The organism is Jeotgalibaca caeni, from assembly GCF_028863945.1.
GTDB lineage: Bacteria > Bacillota > Bacilli > Lactobacillales > Aerococcaceae > Jeotgalibaca > Jeotgalibaca caeni.
In genome coordinates this window covers 1-22188 of the sequence record NZ_JARBEA010000004.1, presented here as the reverse complement: position 1 = coordinate 22188, position 22188 = coordinate 1, and the positions used below count along the sequence as shown (strand labels likewise).

At 39.3% G+C, this 22188-nt stretch carries 20 protein-coding genes; 4 read left to right on the top strand and 16 right to left on the bottom strand.

What is annotated here, in order from left to right:
• Positions 1-52: 52 nt before the first annotated feature.
• The 8 genes from PVE40_RS01300 to comGA form a co-directional block, all read right to left on the bottom strand.
• Entirely contained in the window at positions 53-1114 is a 1062-nt protein-coding gene (locus PVE40_RS01300; RefSeq protein WP_274730058.1) for a M24 family metallopeptidase, read from the bottom strand.
• Between the two features lie 172 nt (positions 1115-1286).
• Entirely contained in the window at positions 1287-1625 is a 339-nt protein-coding gene (locus tag PVE40_RS01295) for a hypothetical protein (RefSeq protein ID WP_274730057.1), read from the bottom strand.
• On the bottom strand, positions 1600-2055 hold the full coding sequence (gene comGF / locus PVE40_RS01290; RefSeq protein ID WP_274730056.1) for a competence type IV pilus minor pilin ComGF: 456 nt from the start codon (positions 2053-2055) through the stop codon (positions 1600-1602). The genes PVE40_RS01295 and comGF overlap by 26 nt, the downstream gene beginning before the upstream one ends.
• A complete protein-coding gene (locus PVE40_RS01285; protein ID WP_274730055.1) occupies positions 2033-2353 on the bottom strand; it encodes a type IV pilus modification PilV family protein in 321 nt (106 codons plus the stop codon). The genes comGF and PVE40_RS01285 overlap by 23 nt, the downstream gene beginning before the upstream one ends.
• The gene (locus PVE40_RS01280) at positions 2334-2774 is read right to left on the bottom strand and encodes a hypothetical protein (RefSeq protein WP_274730054.1); all 441 of its coding nucleotides are present in this window, start codon (positions 2772-2774) and stop codon (positions 2334-2336) included. The genes PVE40_RS01285 and PVE40_RS01280 overlap by 20 nt, the downstream gene beginning before the upstream one ends.
• Position 2775: 1 nt before the next feature.
• Entirely contained in the window at positions 2776-3057 is a 282-nt protein-coding gene (gene comGC / locus PVE40_RS01275) for a competence type IV pilus major pilin ComGC (protein ID WP_274730053.1), read from the bottom strand.
• A complete protein-coding gene (gene comGB / locus PVE40_RS01270) occupies positions 3058-4119 on the bottom strand; it encodes a competence type IV pilus assembly protein ComGB (protein ID WP_274730052.1) in 1062 nt (353 codons plus the stop codon).
• A complete protein-coding gene (gene comGA / locus PVE40_RS01265) occupies positions 4067-5140 on the bottom strand; it encodes a competence type IV pilus ATPase ComGA (protein ID WP_274730051.1) in 1074 nt (357 codons plus the stop codon). Before comGA ends, comGB begins: the two co-directional genes overlap by 53 nt.
• Before the next feature lie 106 nt (positions 5141-5246).
• On the opposite strand from comGA, the gene PVE40_RS01260 reads away from it, so the two are divergent.
• Positions 5247-6146 carry a YitT family protein gene (locus tag PVE40_RS01260; protein ID WP_274730050.1) on the top strand — a complete coding sequence of 300 codons (900 nt, stop codon included), beginning with the start codon at positions 5247-5249 and terminating at the stop codon, positions 6144-6146.
• Positions 6147-6194: 48 nt separating this feature from the next.
• Here PVE40_RS01260 and PVE40_RS01255 read toward each other — a convergent pair whose 3' ends face one another.
• Positions 6195-6929: a YebC/PmpR family DNA-binding transcriptional regulator gene (locus tag PVE40_RS01255; protein WP_274730049.1), complete on the bottom strand. Its 735-nt coding sequence runs from the start codon at positions 6927-6929 to the stop codon at positions 6195-6197.
• 180 nt (positions 6930-7109) lie between these two features.
• Between PVE40_RS01255 and PVE40_RS01250 the strand changes: the two genes are divergently transcribed.
• Positions 7110-8918 carry a M3 family oligoendopeptidase gene (locus PVE40_RS01250; protein WP_274730048.1) on the top strand — a complete coding sequence of 603 codons (1809 nt, stop codon included), beginning with the start codon at positions 7110-7112 and terminating at the stop codon, positions 8916-8918.
• 50 nt (positions 8919-8968) lie between these two features.
• Here the strand turns inward: PVE40_RS01250 and PVE40_RS01245 are convergent, their stop codons facing one another.
• Positions 8969-9853, bottom strand: coding sequence for a diacylglycerol/lipid kinase family protein (locus tag PVE40_RS01245; RefSeq protein WP_274730047.1), 885 nt, complete (start codon positions 9851-9853; stop codon positions 8969-8971).
• Between the two features lie 136 nt (positions 9854-9989).
• Here PVE40_RS01245 and trhO point away from each other — a divergent pair, with 136 nt between their 5' ends.
• Together trhO and PVE40_RS01235 are read left to right on the top strand one after the other, a co-directional pair.
• On the top strand, positions 9990-10967 hold the full coding sequence (gene trhO, locus PVE40_RS01240) for an oxygen-dependent tRNA uridine(34) hydroxylase TrhO (protein ID WP_274730046.1): 978 nt from the start codon (positions 9990-9992) through the stop codon (positions 10965-10967).
• A 126-nt stretch (positions 10968-11093) separates the two neighbouring features.
• Complete coding sequence (locus PVE40_RS01235) at positions 11094-13832, top strand: transglycosylase domain-containing protein (protein WP_274730045.1); 2739 nt, start codon at positions 11094-11096, stop codon at positions 13830-13832.
• A 29-nt stretch (positions 13833-13861) separates the two neighbouring features.
• On the opposite strand, the gene PVE40_RS01230 is transcribed toward PVE40_RS01235, so the two are convergent.
• The 6 genes from PVE40_RS01230 to pglX form a co-directional block, all read right to left on the bottom strand.
• Complete coding sequence (locus PVE40_RS01230) at positions 13862-14320, bottom strand: hypothetical protein (protein WP_274730044.1); 459 nt, start codon at positions 14318-14320, stop codon at positions 13862-13864.
• 226 nt (positions 14321-14546) lie between these two features.
• Complete coding sequence (locus PVE40_RS12960) at positions 14547-14798, bottom strand: UvrD-helicase domain-containing protein (protein WP_420828503.1); 252 nt, start codon at positions 14796-14798, stop codon at positions 14547-14549.
• 6 nt (positions 14799-14804) lie between these two features.
• Positions 14805-15524 carry a hypothetical protein gene (locus tag PVE40_RS01225; RefSeq protein WP_274730043.1) on the bottom strand — a complete coding sequence of 240 codons (720 nt, stop codon included), beginning with the start codon at positions 15522-15524 and terminating at the stop codon, positions 14805-14807.
• A gap of 61 nt (positions 15525-15585) precedes the next feature.
• Positions 15586-17685, bottom strand: a complete 2100-nt coding sequence (brxL, locus tag PVE40_RS01220) for a BREX system Lon protease-like protein BrxL (protein WP_274730042.1) — start codon at positions 17683-17685, stop codon at positions 15586-15588.
• A 30-nt stretch (positions 17686-17715) separates the two neighbouring features.
• A complete protein-coding gene (gene pglZ / locus PVE40_RS01215; protein ID WP_274730041.1) occupies positions 17716-20232 on the bottom strand; it encodes a BREX-1 system phosphatase PglZ type A in 2517 nt (838 codons plus the stop codon).
• A gap of 17 nt (positions 20233-20249) precedes the next feature.
• A complete protein-coding gene (pglX, locus tag PVE40_RS01210) occupies positions 20250-22103 on the bottom strand; it encodes a BREX-1 system adenine-specific DNA-methyltransferase PglX (protein WP_274730040.1) in 1854 nt (617 codons plus the stop codon).
• Positions 22104-22188 lie beyond the last annotated feature (85 nt).

Sequence of the window (22188 nt, the reverse complement as noted above, 5' to 3'; positions counted from 1 at the left end):
AGACTAACATTTGCTTTAGTTTACCACAGAAACGCTCTTACTAGCTATCGAATTAAAGAATAATCAATTCTTTAGGAGAGAAGGTTAGTACTTCACTTCCAGTTTCGGTAATTAATAAATCGTCTTCAATCCTTACTCCACCCAAGCCTTCTAAGTAAATTCCAGGCTCGTTGGTAATGACGTTACCTGGAACAAGGACTTTCGGTGCTTTTTGAGAAGTGTTGGGTCCTTCATGAATTTCCAGACCAATCCCATGACCATTGGAATGACCAAAGTATTCGCCGTAGCCGTTTGCGGCAATGTGATCACGAGCAATGCTGTCAACTTCAATTCCACTCATACCCGCTTTTACTTGTTCGTTTACTTTCAATTGTGCTTCTAGAACAATGTTGTAAATTTCTTTCAACTTTGGATCTGGCTCACCAACGGACACCGTTCTTGTCATATCCGAAACATATCCATTGTAGTAACAACCAAAGTCTAATGTAACAAAATCGCCTTGCTCAATTAATTTATCGCTTGCAACCCCGTGCGGCATAGCCGAACGATAGCCGCTTGCTACAATCGTTTCAAATGAAACACCTGTCGCTCCGAGTTCACGCATATAGAAATCAAGTCGGTTCGCAACTTCGATTTCAGATACACCTGGCTTAATGTAATCCAGTATATATTTGAATCCCGCATCAGCAATCTCACATGCCTTACGGATGGTTGCAATCTCTTCTTCGTCCTTAATTTCACGCAATTCTTCCACTAGACCAGAAACAGGAACCAAATCACAATCCAATAACCCCTCTAGTTCATCATAACTACGGAAGGAAACATACAAATCTTCAAAACCTAATTGTTCGATCTTTTTATCTTCAACAATTTTCTTTACTTCTTGGAAGATTGGTCCGACATTGCGGACAATTTCGAATCCTTTCGCTTGGTCAGCCGCTTGTTGCGTATAGCGAAAATCAGTGACAAAAAATGCTTCCTCTGTTGTTACTACAGCTAACCCAGTCGTTCCTGTAAAATTTGCAACATAGCGCAGATTGTAAGGACTTGTTACCAGGATTGCATCCAATTTTTCTTCTTTTAATAGTTCTTGGAGTTTTGAAAGTCTGCTCACTTTATTACTTCCTTCCTATCATCTAACGATTCAAAAATTATTCTTTCCCATTATAGCAAAGAAATCTTTTGTTGGGAAAGAAATATGAAATCAAGTGGCATTCTTTCCATAAATCTGGAATAAAAAAGGAAAGATTCATTGGCTTGTTATAGCCTGAATCTTTCCTTCTAGCCTATTCTTTCTTTTCGTCGTGTTTGCTTATGACCATCTTGTCCTCTTTGTATCCTGAATGCAACGAACTCTTGAATAGGAAATGTTCTTTATCTTTTTTTTGAACCGTAACGGTACCGATTGTAAAGGTAAACGTACGTAATTCGGAATTGTTATGAAACGATTTTTCAGCCATTGCTATTATCGTTTGTGATTGGTAATGATGATTTAGTAAAATATAGGTCTCCATTTGGCTCTGGTATACACGTTGAATTCCATACAAGGTCAGTTGAGCAATCACAACAACTACCATGACAACCGGAAGGATTGCTCCCCTATTCGCTCTTTGGTTTTTCTTCAACTGGAACATATCCCCTCATGATTTGTCCATTCTTGAAATCCACTTGAACATGGACTCCATTCTTGCCGTCTTCGTACTTTACTTCTTTTATTTGCATCAGCATGGGTGTATATCCGGTCCCGTTCTTCTTTCGTTGGATCTGTGCTCCCGATGTGACATACGTATATTTATCGGGACGATCCTTTTGAATAAAGTGAAGTTCCGATTTTCCACGGAAGGTTATATATTTATCTTCCATGTCTTTTTCCATCTGATTCAAAAAGAGGTGCCACTCGATATTCTTCTCTTGATAGAGGTTCTGTTGGAACAGATTCAAGGTTTGTAAGGTAAAGCCAATCAACATGAAGATTAAGGCATGAACGAGAAGAGCCAATAAACTCTCCATAATGGTGAAGCCTGCCTTTTTCTTACTGTGCTTCCAGCAATTCAACGCCAATCACTTCCCTTTCCAAGCCATTATAAAACTCCACAGAAATAGCTCTTCCTTCTTTTGATTGTTGTGAATAGAAGGTTTGCTTGTTCGTGAACCGTGTCTGTTCCAGTGCTCCTCCTTCTATTGCCTGATCTTGACAATAGCGCCACGCCTCTGTTTCGTTCCGCTTCTCCAGCAGATTCCCCATCATCTGACTCATCATTGGCAGAAGTACTAGGATCACAAGACTCATAATCGTCATGCCGACTAAGCTCTCGAATAAGGACGATCCTTTTCTATTCATAATCTTTGACAATATGCCGCCCCATCCCCATCTGTAACGTAATTACCTTTTTTTGATGCTTGGTTTTGAATTCAATCGTCATAGGTGCTACATACCCTGTATCACTCTTAACCCAAAAATGACCAAAGTTTGTGAAGCTGACTGATTCGGGTGTTTGAATCGTATGGAAAATCGAATTATCTCCGCTCCGCTCGACTTTGAACTGAATTTGATTCCCCTCTACTGTTCGAAGAACCTCGACTTTAACCCCTTCTCCTGTAATAATAGCCCAATTCTGCGCATGCTCCATTTGGACTAAGAATTCATCTGTTACAAGTTTCAACTCATACCGACTAGAATCAAGTTGCTGGAGGTTGCTGCTGAGAATGAATAAGAACGTGGTTATAAACAGAACAAGTAAAGATTCTGCAATCGTAAACCCGCTTTTTTTCATTTCAATAAGGGATTCCCCATTTGGTAGCTTCGTCGAATTGTTTCTTGGTAATGTATTGACCATCCAATAACATTTCCAAGGTTACTCCTTCCGCAACTCCTACTTCGAATTCATACAACTGAGTTTGAGTTTCAACTAATTGATTCAGGGCATACTTTCCTTGCTCTTGAACAGATTCTTTAGTGGATGCGACATTGGGAATAATCAGTAAACTTAAAACAGAAATAATGACCAAAACAATTAACATTTCTACTAATGTGAACCCTTTTTGATACTTTTTCATTTAAAAAGCTCCTCTCATCATATCAAGCATTGGTAACATCAAAATCAAATAAATGATGACAATCAGTAAACCGATTAGCAAAAAAAGAACCGGCTGAATAAGGTTCAACTTCTTCTCGATATCCGCGATGAGCTGGCGGTAGCACTCTTTAGAGTAAACTTTTAATTTCAACCCTAACTGACTAGTGAGTTCACCGTGATAAATAATCCAGCTCATCTCTTGGTAGAATAGGTGACATTCTTTGACGAACTGAGGAAACGAATCTCCCTTTCGTAGAGATAACTCTGCCTTTTCTGCCAATTCTTTCATTAGGTCACTAGTATATTCTCCTTTCATTTGTTCAATCATCTGATGAATCGACTGGCCGTTTAAGATAAAATAAGCGAATTCTCTGCTGAAGAAAAAGGTATAGTAAGCTCGGACCCAATTCCCGACTAGTGGAAAACCACAATAGTAGATTGCTCTTTCATAAGCGGTTTTCTTTTTCAATTTGTTCATGATCATGAATACGATGCTGCTCACTAAAAAAATACTGCCTAATAAAATGAACGGTAAGTACGTCAAGACAAAAATTAATACTTCTGTGGTTCGGCTAGCTGATGTGACCGAGTACTGCAAAGTTGGAAGTAAAAACCGACGTACCGCAAATAACATCAGCAGCGTCAGTACCAACATAAAACATGGATAGGCAGCAACTTTTTTGAATTGTTGCCATTGTTTGTGTTTGGTTTCAATATAACCAGCACAAAATGCAAGGGTCTCATTAAAGGTTCCATGGATGATCGACAAATGAAGTTGAACTAAAATTTGACTTGAAAAACCTAGTTGTTCCAGAGTAGAAGGAAAAGCCGTTCCTCTTTCCATTTGCTTCAACATTTCTTGAATATCTTCCTTTTGTTTTCCCATCATTACTTGCAGAAATTTGAGTGCTTCGGATAAGGAAAAGCCTTCCTGTAGTAACTCAGCCAAACGCAGTAAAAATTGGCTTTGAACGAAGATTGCCCATTTCCTAGAAGATTTGGTGATCTTGAAAATCTTTCTGAGTGATAAAGCCACATCCATAGGCTTTCCGCAACTTATGGTTCATTCTTAGCTGTTGCGGCCTCCTTTCATCTTGATAAAAGACATTCTTCAGTTCTTCTTCAGCTAGTATTTCAAACAAAACAGCCCGCTTCTGATGGATCGGAAAATGTGTGCAGTATATGGAACAAGCTCCTTCGCAGAATACGCAATTTTTGTTAATCAGTCGTTGAGAGACTACGCCAATGAGCGATTGCTTCAGTTGCTCCCTGGACACATTCAAATCCAGCAGCCGCTCGATTACTCCAACGCACTCTTTTGCATGTATGGTTGCCAGCACAAGGTGTCCCGTCAAGGCGCTACGAATAACCATTTTTGCCGTTTCTTCGTCCCGTATTTCCCCAATGACCAAGATATCAGGGTGATGCCGGAGCGATTGCTTGATCAACGTCTCATAACTGAGTCCCGCTTTCTCGTTCACTTCTGCTTGGAGAAACCGTGGCTCTTTAATTTCTATCGGATCTTCCATCGTTATAACTTGAATAGACTCTTCAGCATACTTCTTCCTCAACAAGTGGTAAATCGTAGTGGTCTTTCCTGAGCCGACTGGTCCTGAAAACAGCAAGAGCCCACTTTTGTAATGCATCAGCCTTTCTATTTCTTGATAATCCGAGCGGAAAAACACTTCCATTTCTTGATTTAACCAATTTGCTTCTGCATGCAGAATACGGATAACCATGGATTCTTGATAAAGATAGTTTGAGATGGTGGAAATTCGAAGCTCTACTTGTTCCTTCTGATAAGTAAAACTACAGGAACCTGATTGTGGCTTCCGCCTTTCACCGATTTCCATATTTGCCAAAAACTTGAAATAAGAAATAAACCGTTCCCCCATCTCTAGTGTTAATTCCATCATTTTCTTCAGACCTGCGGGCACACGAAAATAGATGCGATAGGTCGTATGTTCTGGCAGAATATGGATGTCACTAATTCCTGCCCTTACTGCATGTGCAATTAATTCCCCTGTTCGATGTTCGATATTCTCTCCTCCTCTCGCCCTCATCTATAAAGTCCGTTAAAAGAAGACGTTTCCTTTTTATAAAATGAATTTTTTTAAAATAAATTATTTGGTATAATGATGCGGGATAAAATGAAAAGGAGGTTTAAACATGAAGGAGACTATTCGTTCGATTATCATGTGTATTATTGGAGCGTTTCTCTTCTCCATCGCAATCAACACATTCTCTATTCCTAATCAACTAGGAGAAGGTGGCGTTACGGGGATTGGATTGATGATTTATTATCTATTCAAGTTACCTGTTTCAGTTTCAACGATCATTCTAAATGGAGTCATCTTACTGATCGGTTATCGCTACTTAGAACGGAAAACAATGCGGCTCACTATTTTCGCTACAGTGATGAGTTCTATTTTTCTTCAACTAACGGATAGCTGGAGTTATGAAATGGATGTAGCGATTTTGGCACCGCTTTGTTCGGGTGCATTTGTTGGGCTCGGAATCGGTATTATTATGCAGGCAGGCGGCTCAACAGCTGGAACTGATATTATTGCTCTTATTATGAATAAGTATCTAGGCTGGAGTACAAGTGCTGCTCTAGTCGTACTTGATTTCTTTATTGTCATGCCATCGATTTTTATTATTGGCCTCGAAAATGTAGTATTAACGGTTGTTCACTTATATGTGCAGACAAAGGTACTAAACTTTGTGTTAGAAGGTTTCAATCCAAAGAAATCAGTTATTATTATTTCCGAGAAGCATGCAGAGATCGCTGCTGAAATTGACCGGGTGATTGGACGCGGTATTACTTATTTCTATGCACAAGGATATTATCAACGAGATGATAAAAAAGTAGTAATGGTTGTGGTGAACCGACAACAGATTATGCCACTGAACCGATTGATCACTCATATTGACCCTCTGGCGTTTGTCGTCATAAGCGAGGTTCAAACGGTAGCAGGAGAAGGCTTCTCCTATATCTTGGCTGATGAAGAACAACAACATAAAACGAATGAGTTCATTGAGACCGGAGAAAATATAGCATCGAAATAACAAAAAAGAGCGGCATTGGATAAAATCCCAATGCCGCTCTTATCTTTTTTATTCTTCTGATAATGTTACGTTGTGGTAAACCTCTTGCACATCATCGTCGTCTTCTAATTTTTCAAGCATGGTACGGAAGATTGCTTCCTTATCCGTATCCAAGTCCACCATTGTTTGGGGAATGAGGGTTATTTCAGCTTGAGCCAATGTGTATCCCTCTGCTTCTAAGGCATCACGCACTGCTCCAAGGTCAGATGGATCGGTATAAATTTCAAATACATCTTCACTCGTTTCCAACTCTTCTCCGCCTGCTTCTAAGACACTCATTAACATTGTATCTTCATCGGTATCTAAGTCTTCTCTTTCAATCGCAATGTATCCCTTACGCTCGAACATATATGCTACCGAACCAGATTCGCCTAATGAACCGCCATTTTTATTGAAAGCTACTCGAATATTCGTTGCCGTCCGGTTCCGGTTATCCGTTAATGTTTCAACGAGAACTGCAGCACCATTTGGACCGTATCCTTCATATGTTACTTCTTCGTAGTTTTCACCTTCACCAGCAGAAGTTGCTTTTTTGATTGCTCGGTTAATATTATCATTTGGCATATTCGCTGCTTTTGCTTTATCAATTTTTAGGCGTAATGCTGGATTGGACGAGGGATCAGGTCCACCACTTTTTGCAGCCATGTAAATTTCTTTAGAAAATTTTTGGAAAATTTTCCCACGTTGTTGGTCTGCCGCACCTTTAGAATTCTTAATCTTACTCCATTTTGAATGTCCAGCCATTCAATCCCTCTTCTCTAAGTTTTATTCACTTACATATTTTAGCAATTAATCGTACTTTGTGCAATTCCTTATCAATTCCTTTTGCCTTTTTTGCTTGCTTCCTTTAAAATTGAGAAAGTCATCCTCATTGCAGTGAGCGAGTGGCCAAATAAAGAATAGGTTTTGAAAGGATGTTCAACTATGAAGTATTCACTAACATGGGATTTGGAGTCCATCTTTCCAGGTGGCAGCCATTCCCCAGAGCTACAAGCAAAATTACAAGAAATGGAAAACCTGCTCAAGGAGTATGATGACGTAAATGAACAGTGGAATCCAGCTACGGATCAACCAACGTATCAGACGTTCCAATCACTTCTTCAAATGAGTGAAATCATCACGAATGGACTGTCTCAAGCGGGCAGCTTTATTAATGCCGTTCTTTCCACGGACGTGACTAATTCACACGCTCCAGTTGTCCGAGATCAAATTTCTCAATTAAGAAGCAAGTACGCCATCATCCAAACTTCTATCATGAAGAAGTTAGCTGCTATCACAGATGAAGACTTCGAAGCACTTGTTTCTCAACCGGCATTTGAGGAGTTACGTTTTGCTTTGACGGAAACAAGAGAGAACGGCGCCCAGCTTCTCAGCGAAAAAGAAGAAGCCATCCTTTCTACCGTATCTCCTGATGGGTTTAACGCATGGAGTGATCACTACGACACTTTAGTAACCTATATCAAGATTCCAGTAACAGACAAAGATGGAAATGTCCAAGAACTCTCAGCAGGTCAAGCGATGAACCGGATGTATTCTGATCCAGATCCAGCAGTTAGAAAACAAATCTTTGATGAATGGGAAAAGGCTTGGTCTCATTACGCTCCATTGTTTGCGGATACATTGAATCATTTACAAGGATTCCGATTGGCTGACTATAAGTTACACGGCGTACATGACTTCATGGAGAAACCTTTGCGCTATAACCGAATTCAAAAAGAAACCCTGGATGCCATGTGGAATGCCATCTCTGCAAATAAGAAACCCTTCCTAGATTTCTTAGACCGGAAAGCTGCCATGATGGGGAAAGAAAAAGTGGCTTGGTATGATGTTGATGCTCCTGTTTCAGTTGGGGACTTCGAAGCCAAAACCTTTACTTATGATGAAGCAGTGGACTTTATTGTAGAAAACTTCGCTAAATTTGGTCCTACCCTAGCTGATTTTGCCCAAAAAGTAGTCGATAATCGTTGGGTCGAAGCCGAGGATCGTCCTGGTAAACGTCCAGGAGGTTACTGTACTGGCTTGCCAGAATCCAAAGAGTCTCGTATCTTCATGACCTTTACTGGATCAGCAAGTGACATGAGTACCCTCGCACATGAAATTGGTCATGCTTTCCATAGTTACACGATGTGGGATTTACCACGCATGAACACGAAGTATGCGATGAACGTTGCGGAAACTGCATCTACTTTTGCAGAAACATTGGTTGCAAGCGCAACAGTTGAAGCAGCCTCTTCTGAGGAAGAAAAAATCTCTCTTTTGAATACGAAATTGGAAAATGCAACGGCAATGTTCTTGAATATTCATGCTCGTTTCTTGTTTGAAACTTCTTTCTATGCAGAAAGACAAAAGGGATTGGTTTCAGCAGAACGGATTTCTGAATTAATGGAAGCTGCACAAAAAGAAGCGTATCAGGATCGTTTGAGCGAGTATCATCCGCATTTCTGGGCTTCTAAATTACACTTCTTCATTGACGGCGTTTCCTTCTACAACTTCCCGTATACATTTGGTTTCCTATTCAGCTTAAGCATTTTTGCTGAGTACCAAAAACAACCGGAAGGCTTTGAAGAAAAATACATGGCCCTTCTAAGAGACACGGCAGTAATGAAGACGGAAGACCTCGTAATGAAACATCTTGGAAAAGACATCACTCAAGAAGATTTCTGGAAGCAAGGTCTAGAAATTATGGCAGCTGATGCTGCAAGCTTCTTGGAACTAACAGAGAAGTATGTATAAGAACAAAAAGAGGCAGGACACAGTCCCTGCCTCTTTTTTATTCTTCATTTTTATTTAGACGCGTACACAGATATTGCCTGCGGAATGATTTCGATATGCAAAGGAAATTGGCCTGCTTGATCTCCATCAATGGTTATCGGTAATTCTTCTTCTACTTGTAATTCAGCTGTTTCAAACGGAACAACGGTAATATTTTTGTCCCTTCCAATTGTTCCAAGAATAATTTTTGAAACGTATTTTGCTGCTCCGAAGAACTTAAAAGGAGGATAGAGCATGATCCGCATTCTTCCGTCAAAAGGTGTGGCTCCCTCAAAGAACTTTTTCATGCCCGCTACTGAATTTTGTAAGGAAACAACGACTAGCGATGTACGGACTCTTCGTTTTTCCCCATTCAACAGAGCTGTCAGGAAAAACGATTTTTGTCTCAATGCGTACCAAGCACCATTTCCTAAATAGGAAAGAATTCCCCACTTTGTCTTGGCCGCTATACTGACACGGTGAATGGCTTCTGGAATCCCACCGATTGCAATCAATGAAATGAAGTATTCTTGGTTTACTTTACCTACATCCATTTTTTGATGTTTTGCTTCTAGGAGAAAACGAACTGCCGCTGTAAGTTCTAGCGGAATCGATAAGCTACGTGCGACATCATTAACGGTTCCTGTCGGCAGAATTCCTAACGTAGTCTCAGCTCCTCCTTGCATCAGTCCATTCACGACTTCCCGAACGGTTCCATCTCCGCCTGCACAAATAATCGCTTCATATCCTGCTTCGCAGGCTTGTTTCGCAAAAAGCAGAGCATCGCCTCCCTTTTCCGTAAACGAAAACTCCACTGCTTCGTATTTCCCTTCGAAAGATTCCTTAAGAAAAGGAACGGCTTGCATGATGTTTGCTTTTCCGGAAGAAGGATTAATAATGACCCGACATATCCCCATGACTGCAACCTCATTTCCATCAATCTTTTTTAGATTGTACCATGCCCTGCATTCTTCGCAAATGAAACCATAGCCAGCTGCTTTTTTTCGTTGTATAATAAATAGTTGAGAACACAAGTGAACGGAGGAAATAATAATGGCAAGTGATTATCGTGTTCTACTATTTTACAAATACGTAGAAATTAAAGACCCTGAAGTATTTACACAACAACATTTGAAATTTTGTAAAGAGTTAGGTATTAAGGGAAGAATTTTGATTTCTGGAGAAGGAATCAATGGAACTTTGTCGGGCACACTCGAACAAACGGATGCATACATGGCACATATGAAAGAAGATCCACGTTTCAATGACATTATGTGGAAAATGGATGAAGCGGAAGGACATGCTTTCAAAAAAATGTTTGTCCGTTACCGCCCAGAAATCGTTACCTTGCAATTAGGTGAAGAAGATTTGAATCCAAATGAAGTAACAGGCCAATACCTGTCCCCTAAAGAATTCAAAGAAGCATTACAAGACGAGAATACAGTCGTAATTGATGCACGAAATGACTATGAATATGATTTGGGACACTTCCGCGGTGCCGTGCGTCCTGATATCCGCAGCTTCCGGGAATTACCAGAATGGATTCGTGATAACAAAGAAAAATTCATGGATAAGCGTGTCGTTACCTACTGTACAGGTGGAATTCGTTGTGAGAAATTCTCTGGCTGGCTTGTAAAAGAAGGATTCCAAGATGTGGGTCAACTTCATGGCGGAATCGCTACATACGGAAAAGATCCTGAAGTGAAAGGCGAACTATGGGATGGAAAAATGTACGTCTTTGATGAACGGATTGCGGTTGACATCAATCAAGTGGAACATGTGGTTGTTGGACGCGATTGGTTTGACGGTTCCCCTTGCGAGCGTTACGTGAACTGTGGCAATCCAACCTGTAACCGCCAAATGTTATGTACAGAAGAAAATGAGCACAAGTATTTACGCGGCTGTTGTCATGAATGTCGTGTAGCAGATGATAATCGCTATGTGCTTGAACATGGTTTGTCTGAAGAAGAAGTAAATGAACGTTTAGCTCGTATTGCTCAAGAAAACTTTCAAACACAAGAAGTTCAATAATATCCTATAAAAAGAAATCAGTGTTACATACTGATTTCTTTTTTGTATCATTAGGAGCACTTGATAGTATTGACTTCCAATTTTTGGTATAATACTTGCGACTATGGAATCAGAAAGAGGGATGAAATGAACAATTCAAATGGAAAAAACTTGAATGGAATTCTTACACAAATCAAGAGTTTCTTCAATAAATTCTATTCCAAAGTTTCAATGTTTTTTAAGCAGTTATTTAGCGACAAAAATGTTTCGAAGACAAAAAGGTCCGCTCATCAGTTCGAGCAACAAACTCATAATCAATTCGACAAAGTAAAGCGTTCTGCAAGAAGGCACCAAAAAAATGGTCTCCCGAAAACAATTTTAACGAAAGGCCTGTATGGTTTTAATATTGCTTACGGTGTTGTCCGCACAACGGTGGTTACCCTTGTTGTTCTCTTAAGCCTCATAGCCTTTTTAGGTTTAGGGACAGGAATGGGTTATTTTGCTGCACTCGTTTCAGAAGAGACGCCCCCTTCCGAGATGGAAATGGCGCAAGCAATCGGCAATGTCGAATTAGTATCGAGCCTTCACTATAACAATGGAGAGTTGATTTCTGAAGTTCGAACCGACTTGCAACGAACGGTGACACAACGAGATCAAATCAGTCAAGTTGTCGTAGATGCACTGGTTTCTACAGAAGACGAGTACTTTTATGAGCATAATGGCGTGGTGCCAAAGGCCATCCTACGAGCCCTCATTACCGAGTTAACGGGAATGGGTGAAACAACAGGTGGTTCCACTTTAACGCAACAATTAATTAAGCAACAGTTGTTGACCGATGAAGTAACCTTCTCAAGAAAAGTGAATGAAATCTTATTGGCAATGCGTTTAGAAAACTACTTTGATAAAGAAGACATCATTACCGCGTACTTAAATGTCTCCCCTTTTGGCCGTAATAGCAGTGGAGCAAATATTGCTGGGATTGAAGAAGCGGCTCAAGGAATATTTGGAGTCAGCTCAAAAGATGTAACCCTTCCTCAAGCAGCCTTTCTAGTCGGGCTCCCGCAAAATCCATATGTGTATACCCCTTACTCGGTATATGGAGAGAAAAATGAAGACTTCTCGGACGGAATTGCGCGGATGAAGACTGTATTGACCCGGATGTTTGAAGAACAAAAAATTACTGAAGAAGAATATCAAGCAGCAATGGACTATGATATTACCCAAGATTTCATTGATGCAAAAGATCCGAACCAAGATCGTCACAACTTCTTGTACCAACAAGTGGAAAAACAAACCATTGAGATTTTGATGACATTGGAAGCAGAACAGAACGGTCTCACATTTGACCAGATTGATGCAGATGTGGACTTGTATAATGATTACTATTTCCGCAACCAAAATCTTTTGAATACAAGTGGATACAAAGTTTATTCGACAATCGATAAAACCATTTACAATGCCATGCAAGAAGCAGTTGGCGAATATGCTCCAAATCTTGGACCAAGCTATACGGATATTTATACCGACCCTGAAACCGGAGAAACTACTGAGATTTTAGAATTAGCACAAACTGGTAGTGTTCTGTTAGAAAACGAGACTGGAAGAATTCTTGGTTTCATTGGAGGAGTAGACTTCTCTGTAGACCAAAATGACCATGCTTTTGATACACCTCGATCAGTAGCTTCCACTATTAAACCATTAGCAGTTTATGCACCAGCGATTGAAATGAATTTGATTTCTCCTGCTACTCGTTTGGCGGACTCGCCAATGGGACCTGAAACTGCGAAATATACAGAAGATGGCACTCCATGGCAAGTATCGAACGTTGGAAATATCATTTCCAATAAATTAGTTACTGCAAGAGAAGCGCTGTATCAATCCATGAATAACCCTACAGCGAAGTTGTATATTGAAATGCTGGAGAATGGATCCGAACCATATAAATTTATGGACATGATGGATTTTGAATACATAGACGATACAAAGACCGTTCCCGCCTTCTCTTTGGGTGCTGGAAACGCGACGGTTCAAGAACAAACGACCGCATTCGCGACCTTCGCCAACCAAGGACAGTATGTACCTTCTTACTTAATCGAAAAGATTGAAGATAAAGACGGAAATATTGTTTATCAGCACGAGGAACCAAAACGCGATGTTTTCTCTCCTCAAACTGCTTACTTAACAGTAGACATCCTTCGTGATGTAGTCGATCAAGGCTTTTCACGTAACATCAAAGGTTATTTGAATTTTGATGCAGATTTAGCTGCTAAAACCGGTACTTCTGAATTTAACGACAACTATTGGTTTATCGCAAGTACGCCAAAAGTTACGATGAGTACGTGGATTGGATATAATAACTTTGCAGCTAAACATACCTTCTATGACCCCTATTTCACAGGAGGACCTTCTTTGAATAACATGCAATGGTGGGCAACAATCGCCAATAAAGTTCATACAGCTAACCCTGAAGTACTTGGTGTAAATGAAACTCATCCGCAACCAGAAGGAATTATCGAAGCCCAATACGTGGAAAGTACAGGTACTTTACCAGGAAAGGTTACTATTCCAGGAACAAACACAGCCGTTACAGTAGATGGACAGAAAGCAACAGACTTGTTCAAAGCGGATAACCCACCTCGTGCGATCACGTATGATTTTGTACCAGGAGCTAACGATAACGACCTGAAAACTCTCTTCTGGAATCCTACTGCTAAAAAAGCAAAAGATGCAGAAGACAAGAAGAAACAAGAAGCTGCCCAAAAGAAAAAGGCAGAGGAACAAAAGAAACTAGCTGAAGAAAAGAAAAAACAAGAAGAAGCACGTAAAAAGCAAGAGGAAGAAAAGAAGAAGCAAGAACAAGCTGAGAAAGAAAAGAATGAAGGTTAATCCCTTGCTACACAAAAAAGCCAAGCGTTCTAAATAGTGAACAGCCCCCTGTCCCAGTAGACAGGTAAATAAACAAAATCATTTGTGCCATGTATGACGTTTGTCATGCATGGTTTTTTTATGCTGCCAGAATGCCTAAGCCCATCTTCTGAGTCACCAGTCGGGTGTAGTAGCAGGTCATCTACTACTTGATATCCTGCTCCAGCTCCTTGAAACTCGGATAGGTTTTGAGGCGGTACACCTCTTCCTTGATGATTCCCCAAAAGTTCTCTATCGGGCCAATGAGTCAGGCTCCTTCCGGTGAATGCTGGGAGGAACTTCTGCTCTTTCACGAGCTTGGGGAAATCGTGCGAGATATACTGGAATCCGCGGTCACTATCCAATAACGTTTTGGTTGGGATAATCTGGTCCTTGATTTGAAGGATCGTAGCCCGAACCAGAGCGTTGTTTTTGTGCTTCGACAGTTGATAGTCCACAATCTGATTCACCCTGTAATCCAGAATAGCACTGAGATAGGCTTTGAAAACCGCGCCGTACTGGAATTCTGTAACATCGGTCAGGAAGGCTTCCATCGGCTGGTATGTCTTCCAGAATTCCCGGTTTAGGACGTTTTCTGCTACGTGCGTCGGTTTGTGGGGACGATAGTTGTACCGTTACCGACGGTTAACTGCCTTCAAACTCGCAAGCTTTATCAACTGTACACACACTTATGGTTTACTTTCGCACCAAGGAAATAGCTGAGGTAGATGGTAATGTGGAGGTAGCCGTAGATTCACTTGTGGTCTTCCTTATCCAGGATGATGAATTGGCGCGGGTACTGGAACCGGTGGACATACTCCCGCAACCCACTACCCAAAAGCCGTGATACGTAGTGATCAAGTCGTTGTCGTAGCCAGAACTTAACAGTGCTGCTACCCGGCGCTTCATATCCCCAGCTGCCTTGTTGGTGAAGGTAACGCAGAGAATGTTTGCCTAATCAATACCTATTTTGAATCTTTTTTGTAAACTCCCTTGGTAAGGTTCTTTCTGATAAACAGAGTCAAAATAGCGAAGAAATCCATGGACAATCTTAGAGACTGCTCTTGGATTTGTAATATATGCTTTTTGGAATGACATAGGCAGCAATTGACGGATTTCAGACATTTTGCTTCCTTGAAAGTCATCTTGCACTTTTTCTTCTTCAAAGTTAGATTGAAATAGCTCTAATAGAAATCTGTTTAACTCCTGCACCATTTCGTTTGAAACATCGTGGCGTAGATCTTTGATGTACATTAAGTAAAAGGCTTGAACAACACTCCCCAATTTATTATTGGGTATAATGGCATGCATTTTGATAGTCTCGACATACTCATTCCGTGTTCGAGAATAGACTGGTAACCCCATCACACTAAAGTAATGTCTCAAATACGGTATTATAATTTCACGAAGCTGTGGCACAGTTTTTTGAAAGTAATTTGCTAACACTTCCCAATACTGTGAATCGTTGTGTTCAATGCCTGCAAATAAGACGCATCCTAACGCAATAGCTTCTGCTCTTTCAGAAAAAGACAAGTTCTGCGAATTGCGATTTACAATAATGCTATCAAATCTTTTCCTTAATTGAACGTAGTCATTATGCGAATAATCAATTGTTCCCACTAATGCTTTTTTTGGATATCTAATCCTTAACCTTTCGAGTTCACCTCTTAGCAATACTTCCTTCCTCCAATACATATATTAAATAGGCTGCTCTGACGAGCAGCCTTAATACATATTACTCCACTCCCAAAACCTTAAACACCGCATCCTCTGCACTACTATAAAAAATCAGATTAAAAGCACCAATCAATTCAGCGGGAGCAGTGCCTAAATCAGCCGCGGATGAGAGAGGAAGCAAAATCTTTTTCGCTCCCGAATCTAAACAGACTTGCAATACATTCGCTAATTCTTCAACTTTAATAATGGTTCCACCTATACTCAAATCGCCTAATACTACCACTGAATTAATTGCTGGCTTATCCAGTGCGGCAGAACAGATTGCAATCAACGTTGGCAAAGTCAAATTGCTAGTCATGCCAATCCCATTCATATCCTGTACATTTACAAGGTAATCTTTGGTAATTGTACTAATGCTTCCGCTAATGGTATTCCCATTCGCACGTAAGTACTTAAAAGCTGTATCCATGGCTTCTTTTGCTTCTGAATTAGATCCCAGGCCAGTCCTTTCGAACTTGCCGTTCCCAGCAGTGATTTGTGTTTCGAGCTTAAAGACACCCATTATGCCGCTCTTGCCTCGGGATACAGTATAAACATGTCCTGGTTTATTCATCCCTTCTGGAATAAGCGTTCCGCCCCCTTGTTCAGGGACGGGAACGTACTCTTCGGAAAAAGTTTCTTTATCGATATAGGAGAAGTTGACATCGTAAAATTCCATCCCGCCGATTTTTTTCAACTGTTCCTTTACCCGTCTGCGCATTTCCAAAGCAAAACGCAAAATTTCTTCGATTTGGTCTTTATTAAACTGCCCATTTGGATAAAGCAACTTGACTAAGCCGGAAACAGTTTTCTTCACACCGATAACATCACGTTGGTTCAATTGCCCACCAAGCGAGAAGTGAGCATCATACGCATCTGCATAAGAAATTTTGCGCATTTCGCGTATAGCCTCAGATAGATAGTCAGTGATAAAACCATAATCATTCGTAAAGAAATTTGGACGGTATTTTGGTATTTCCCAGCCAGGCAGGTAACAATGCATCCGATCAAAAAAGGCTGAATCATTTGCCATCGCATCTGGGAATGGTTCAAAAAGATGCGATGTTTTTAAGATTGCATCTGGGAATGGTTCAAAAAGATGCGATGTTTTTAAGATTGCATCCACACTCTGGTTGATGTTTCCGACAAAAACCATTGAAGCCGATGCATTTTTTTCTTCTTTCCCACGTGCAAAGGAACCGGAAGCCATGTAGTCCTTCATAATCTGGATGCCATCTTTGTCCTTAAAGGTAATTCCGGCAACCTCGTCAAAGGCCACACAGTCCCACATTCCCACCAGTCCCACTTGCCTGCTGGACATGTTGTAAAATAAATTTGCTACGGTGGTCTGGCCACCAGAAACCAAGATACTGTTCGGACTGATTTCCTTATAAATATGAGATTTACCAGTTCCACGTGGGCCTAACTCACAGAAGTTATAGTTATTTTCCACTAATGGAATCAAGCGCGCTAAATGGAGCCACTTTTCACGTTTTGTAAATTGGTCCGGCTCCATCCCAGTACTTCTTAAAATTACGTCCATCCATTCTTCATCGCTAAATTTTTCTCTTCCGGTTTTCAATTCGTCCATATCAATACCTGGCATCTGAATAGGAGTTAACTTATTAATAATAAATGGATTACGGCGTTTGTCCGCTTCGTCATAAAAATACTCCATCTGAACGATGCACCAAATACCGCCACTTAACAAACGCTCATAATTTGAAGGATAAGATTCAGAAATCGGCACGCCTTTAATTCCCAGATTAGAAAATTCCGCTTCATATAGATCTTCTTTATAATTGAGATTCACCGAAATTTTATCTATGACGGTATAGCTTCCAGTCTCTCTTAATTTGGAAATGATTTTTTGTGCTTCATCTGGGCGAACGTAGTTCTGTGCTAAAATATTCTTGACCGTTTTCACGCCTTCTTCAATGTCCTCTTCTTCTGTAGAGGTGCAATACATACCAAGTAAATATTCTAATACGTAAACAGGTACATTGGCGCCTTCCTTGATTTTCTTGTTTAAATCTTTACGGACTATTTTCCCTGGAAAGTTCAAAAGCAGTTTAATCGTGGCAAGATTATTGCCATCTTCCTTTACTGTAATCGCCACATCTTCACCTCAACTTTTCACAATCACTTCTTAGAAACCAAAGTCACCTGCAAAAGCAATATCAATCATTACTTCATGTCGCATCACTTCTAAACCAGTCTTCTCGTCAGATGCCACAAGGTAGTATTTCTCTGTTCGATCATAGGTCTGATTCTTCAAATTAAACCGTAGACGGAAGATACGTTCGGAAGCATTTTCTTCCTTACTATCCGCCAAATGAATATATTCATTAGAAATCAAGCTACCCTTGTCATCGACAAAGGAAATCTTGTAACTAGCCGGTTTGATTGTTTTCCCAATTGGATCTGGTTGAATAAATTCTAACGTAGTAATCAAACTCGTTATTTTTTGCAAGGAACTGATCAAGCGAATTTTCGCATTCTCTGTTTCAACAAACTTTCTTTCCGTTCTTACTTGTACTACCGGAACAAGCAGTTCTTGTGGAGAAGACCCACCATGAACATAATTTTGTCCACCACCAGGCATCTTAAACACATTTGAAGTTGCAGGATAGACCACATACCGCTCGTTCTCTTCATCAATGATATCTTTCAGAGGGATTTTTTTCGTCCCTACTTCTTCATAAGGATGCTCGGTTACGATAAAGCGGCGATTCAACTGATCTTCTTTTTGATAGAACTTATCAATTTTTGCGCCTTCTTTTAATTTGTCACGTTTATAAATGAAGCCATGATCTGCCGTGACGATGAAACTACTTGCGGAGACTTGTGTGGTCAAACGCTTCACTAGATTAAATATCTCGGCTATCGCTTCTTCGCATGACTGGAATACCTCATCTTCAGAAACAGCTGTATCTCCACGCCCATCAATTTGGTTGTGGTAAATGTAAACAACCGATTTCCCTTGGAAAGTATCCCGTAACTCTTGCTGTTTCATATGCTTCAAGCGGTCAAACTGGATACAAATTGCATCCGGATCTCTAGCCTGCAAGATTTCTTCCCGTGCAATTAAGGTATTTGTTGGTTTCCCGTCAATTTGAACTTCAAATCCTTCAGTTATTTTCAATTCTTTATGTGGCAGTAAAGCTGCCATCCCTAACTGCGTATACGATGGCAGCACACCAATCTGAGGTTCGATCGTGGCAGACGTTTTCTCATCACGCTGAAATTTCTTTACGAGTTCTTTAGCAACTTCATAACGTAGAGCATCAGATATAATCACAATTGTTCGTTCCCTATTATTATGTACAAAGTTGCGGTAAAAATCTTTTTGTAATTTAAAGGCTTGTCTCACTTTATCGTAAGAGAATTCCTCATTAAACTTCTTAATGATTTCATCTAAATACCGGTTTGTATAAATATTTTCAACCAGATTTCTTAAGTCATCATACTGATGAACGTCTCTTAACTTATCATAATAGTAGTAGAACTTCCGATAGTGTGTGTCAATGAAATACGTTTCTTCATCGTATTGTTTGATTAATGAAATCAAGTCATTTGCAGGAACAAAGTTAGCTGCTTTCACCAAGTAGTAGGCATGCTTTAATAAGTGGTAGTCATTTGAATACCTTCTTGAAAAATGTTTAGTATCCCGATACTTCGTTATTTCAGGAATTGATGTCCCTTCAATTTCCGCATTTAAGTCCTCTGCTACTAGACGATCAATAATCCATTTAATGATAACTTCATCGGCTATTTGGAATATATCCAAATGGATAACTTCCTGAGCCGACAATGCGGCAATATTTCTGTCACCTTGAATCAAACGATAGGTTTTTTCAGAAAGTTCATCAAACTTTTCTTGGTAACGGACGCTGTTCATCATTTGATCCATGAAGGCCAGCACACTTCCAGGTTTCGTTGCTAGATACGGTTGCAAGGAGTCTGGTAGGACTCCTGCAATCGTTCTTGAAGTATAAGTGACAAAGAAAGTCATCAACAGCTTTACAACGCTTGGCTCTTCATCGATGTAGCCATATTCTTGGTTGCACAAGCGCCAAAAAGCTTCGTCTAGTTGGTACTTTTTGAACTCTTCAAGGATGGTTGAGTTTTCTATGTCATCTTCTGTCAGGATGGTCCTCAGGACCTCTTCAAAAGTAGCATTTTTTGTTTTTGCCAGTACACTCATCATGCCTATTTCAATGGTGGTAGACGTATAGTGATCCAAGTCCAAGTCATAAAAGCGTTGAGTACGGTCTTTGGCACCAAAGAACTTCATATGTTTTTCAATAACCACTTTGTACTTTTCTTCAACTTGCAAATCCATCATCAATAAAGAAGCACGATCAGCAAAAAATTCTTTAGAATATTTTATTGTATCCGCCAGATGATTTTCCCGTGAAGGTGGCTTGGGATAAGGTGCGTACACTAAGTAGTTTCCATCTATATCTGTCCGCTCCAACAGAATCTTTGTTTGAAATAGGTTTGATTTGGTGAGTCGAATAATGTTTGCCTTCTCCAGCTCCAACTCTTCGATATCTGTTTCAAATTCCGCTTTGTCGTCATACCAAAACACAATCTTTCGTGAATCGCCCTTAAATTCTTCATTCAGTTTGTCGGATATTTGAGTCAAACTTAACTGCGCCACTTCTTCACCTCCCATAATTAAATCTTAGCCAGTATTTGATGGAATTTCCCTTTGCTGTCGGTTTGAACTTTTTCATAGTTCACTTTTACTCCATCGTCCAAATCAATGGCTACGCGTTCTAATGCCATATGACCTAGGCGTTCATCATACTCCCGGCATTCTTTTAGTTGTTTTGTTAATTTTTCAATATGTTTTTGTATTTGAGTAATTTCTTTTGCATCATTGGTATGAATGATATCTTCTTGCAAATTCGCAATTGTTCTTTCATATGCTCTTTGAACCTGATGTAAATACTCTACCCTTACTTTACCTGTGGTGTCTTCATCATATCGATGCATATAAACTAACGCTTTAAATCCATTTTGTTTTCCACTGTCATACTGCCAATAAATTGGACGTTTTTTAAAATATTTCACGTGGTCATTATAAAAATCGTTAAGAAAATAATTCTCAATAACTTCACGCGAAGTAGTTCCTTGATTGTTTAAAGATTCCGCAATAAAATTCAGATTGCTTTCTAAGTATTTTTCACCAAATTTCTCTTGAATAAAAAATACAAACTGGTTTATTAGGTTTGCATTAGAATATCCTGCGTCAGACATAATTAAAACATCTAATTTTCCATCCTCAATATCGATTCCTTTATCGTTGTTATGAATTATCTCCTTATTTGTATTTATGTCTAAATTGGAATTATATCGACCCAAAAGACATCCTACAATGTAACTTATAAAACTTTCTACCACTTCTCTTTTATCCATACAGAAGGAATTTAACTTATCTTTGATTTTTTTTTCATCAACCACTTTTGTAACTGTCACATCTTTTTCACTTACCCAGTGTTTGATTTCATCATTTAAGTTATATGCATCAATTAAGAGTTTGTTTATTTTTTCTTCTAATTCTTTCAATCGATAAAAATTATTATTCGTCTCTTTTTTATATTCTTCATAACAAGCTTCTATTGTAATATGATTCGTATCATGTTTTTTCTTTTTTTCATTCAATATTTTAATTAGTGGATTTTTTTTAAATTTATAGGAATGCTCATATGAATTCCAGTCGTGTTTTGATAACTCTATTGTTTCGTCGACCATTTTTGTTATTTTTTCATTATTCTCAAAAATAATAGGAATATCTCTTACATCTTTAACTTGGAAATTTAGAGTAGGATTCATGATTTCTGCTAACTTTGGAAATATATTCGAATTAAAAACGGCTAATAAATAGTTGAAGTGTGATTCTTCTTTAATAAATATTGAGGATCCTCCTTTGTCAAAAGTCGAGTCTGGAGGTAACACTCTGAAACTTGGCACACTAGACGTAATTAACCCCCAAGTAATTGCTTTTCTATACCAATATTCTTCTGAAATAATCCTTGAAGCCGAATTTTTTTTATAAAACTCTCTCGCTTCAGCACTCCAATCTACTACATCTATAATGTTTCCATACCATTTTCTAAAGCCTCCTCCCTTTGCATAAGGAAGCCACTTCTTAGTCACTCCAATATTTTTTTGATCTAATTCCCAAAAATGTCTTACGAATCTATTATTATTACTAGTCACATTTTGCCCTGAAGAAATTGACAAGTCATAAACTTTTTTTTTCTTAAAAACATCTAACAAAGTATTAGAAACCCAATAAGCAATTGGCATTCCTGGAATATCTACAAATTTTGCTTGTTTGATTTTATAAATATAATTTGATTCCTTGTTATTAATGATTTCTTTGAACTTAAGTCCTTGAAATTCCATATCCCCTTTGAAGCTTTCTAATCTTATATAGTCTCCTTTTGATTTTTCAAAAGAATTCTTAATTACTAGAGACATCACATCTACTGTAGCCTCTTTAAAGAAAGCCCCTTTTGCCATTTGAATTATAGACTAACACAAATAAATGAGACAATATAAAACACCTTCGGAATGGTATAATACCAAATACTATGTCGGAGGTGTT

Coding starts and splice junctions, on each gene's coding strand:
- PVE40_RS01280 (WP_274730054.1), bottom strand. CDS start 2,774: ATGAAAAAAAGCGGGTTTACGATTGCAGAATCTTTACTTGTTCTGTTT.
- comGC (WP_274730053.1), bottom strand. CDS start 3,057: ATGAAAAAGTATCAAAAAGGGTTCACATTAGTAGAAATGTTAATTGTT.
- comGB (WP_274730052.1), bottom strand. CDS start 4,119: ATGGATGTGGCTTTATCACTCAGAAAGATTTTCAAGATCACCAAATCT.
- comGA (WP_274730051.1), bottom strand. CDS start 5,140: ATGAGGGCGAGAGGAGGAGAGAATATCGAACATCGAACAGGGGAATTA.
- PVE40_RS01260 (WP_274730050.1), top strand. CDS start 5,247: ATGAAGGAGACTATTCGTTCGATTATCATGTGTATTATTGGAGCGTTT.
- PVE40_RS01255 (WP_274730049.1), bottom strand. CDS start 6,929: ATGGCTGGACATTCAAAATGGAGTAAGATTAAGAATTCTAAAGGTGCG.
- PVE40_RS01250 (WP_274730048.1), top strand. CDS start 7,110: ATGAAGTATTCACTAACATGGGATTTGGAGTCCATCTTTCCAGGTGGC.
- PVE40_RS01245 (WP_274730047.1), bottom strand. CDS start 9,853: ATGGGGATATGTCGGGTCATTATTAATCCTTCTTCCGGAAAAGCAAAC.
- trhO (WP_274730046.1), top strand. CDS start 9,990: ATGGCAAGTGATTATCGTGTTCTACTATTTTACAAATACGTAGAAATT.
- PVE40_RS01235 (WP_274730045.1), top strand. CDS start 11,094: ATGAACAATTCAAATGGAAAAAACTTGAATGGAATTCTTACACAAATC.
- pglX (WP_274730040.1), bottom strand. CDS start 22,103: ATGGCAAAAGGGGCTTTCTTTAAAGAGGCTACAGTAGATGTGATGTCT.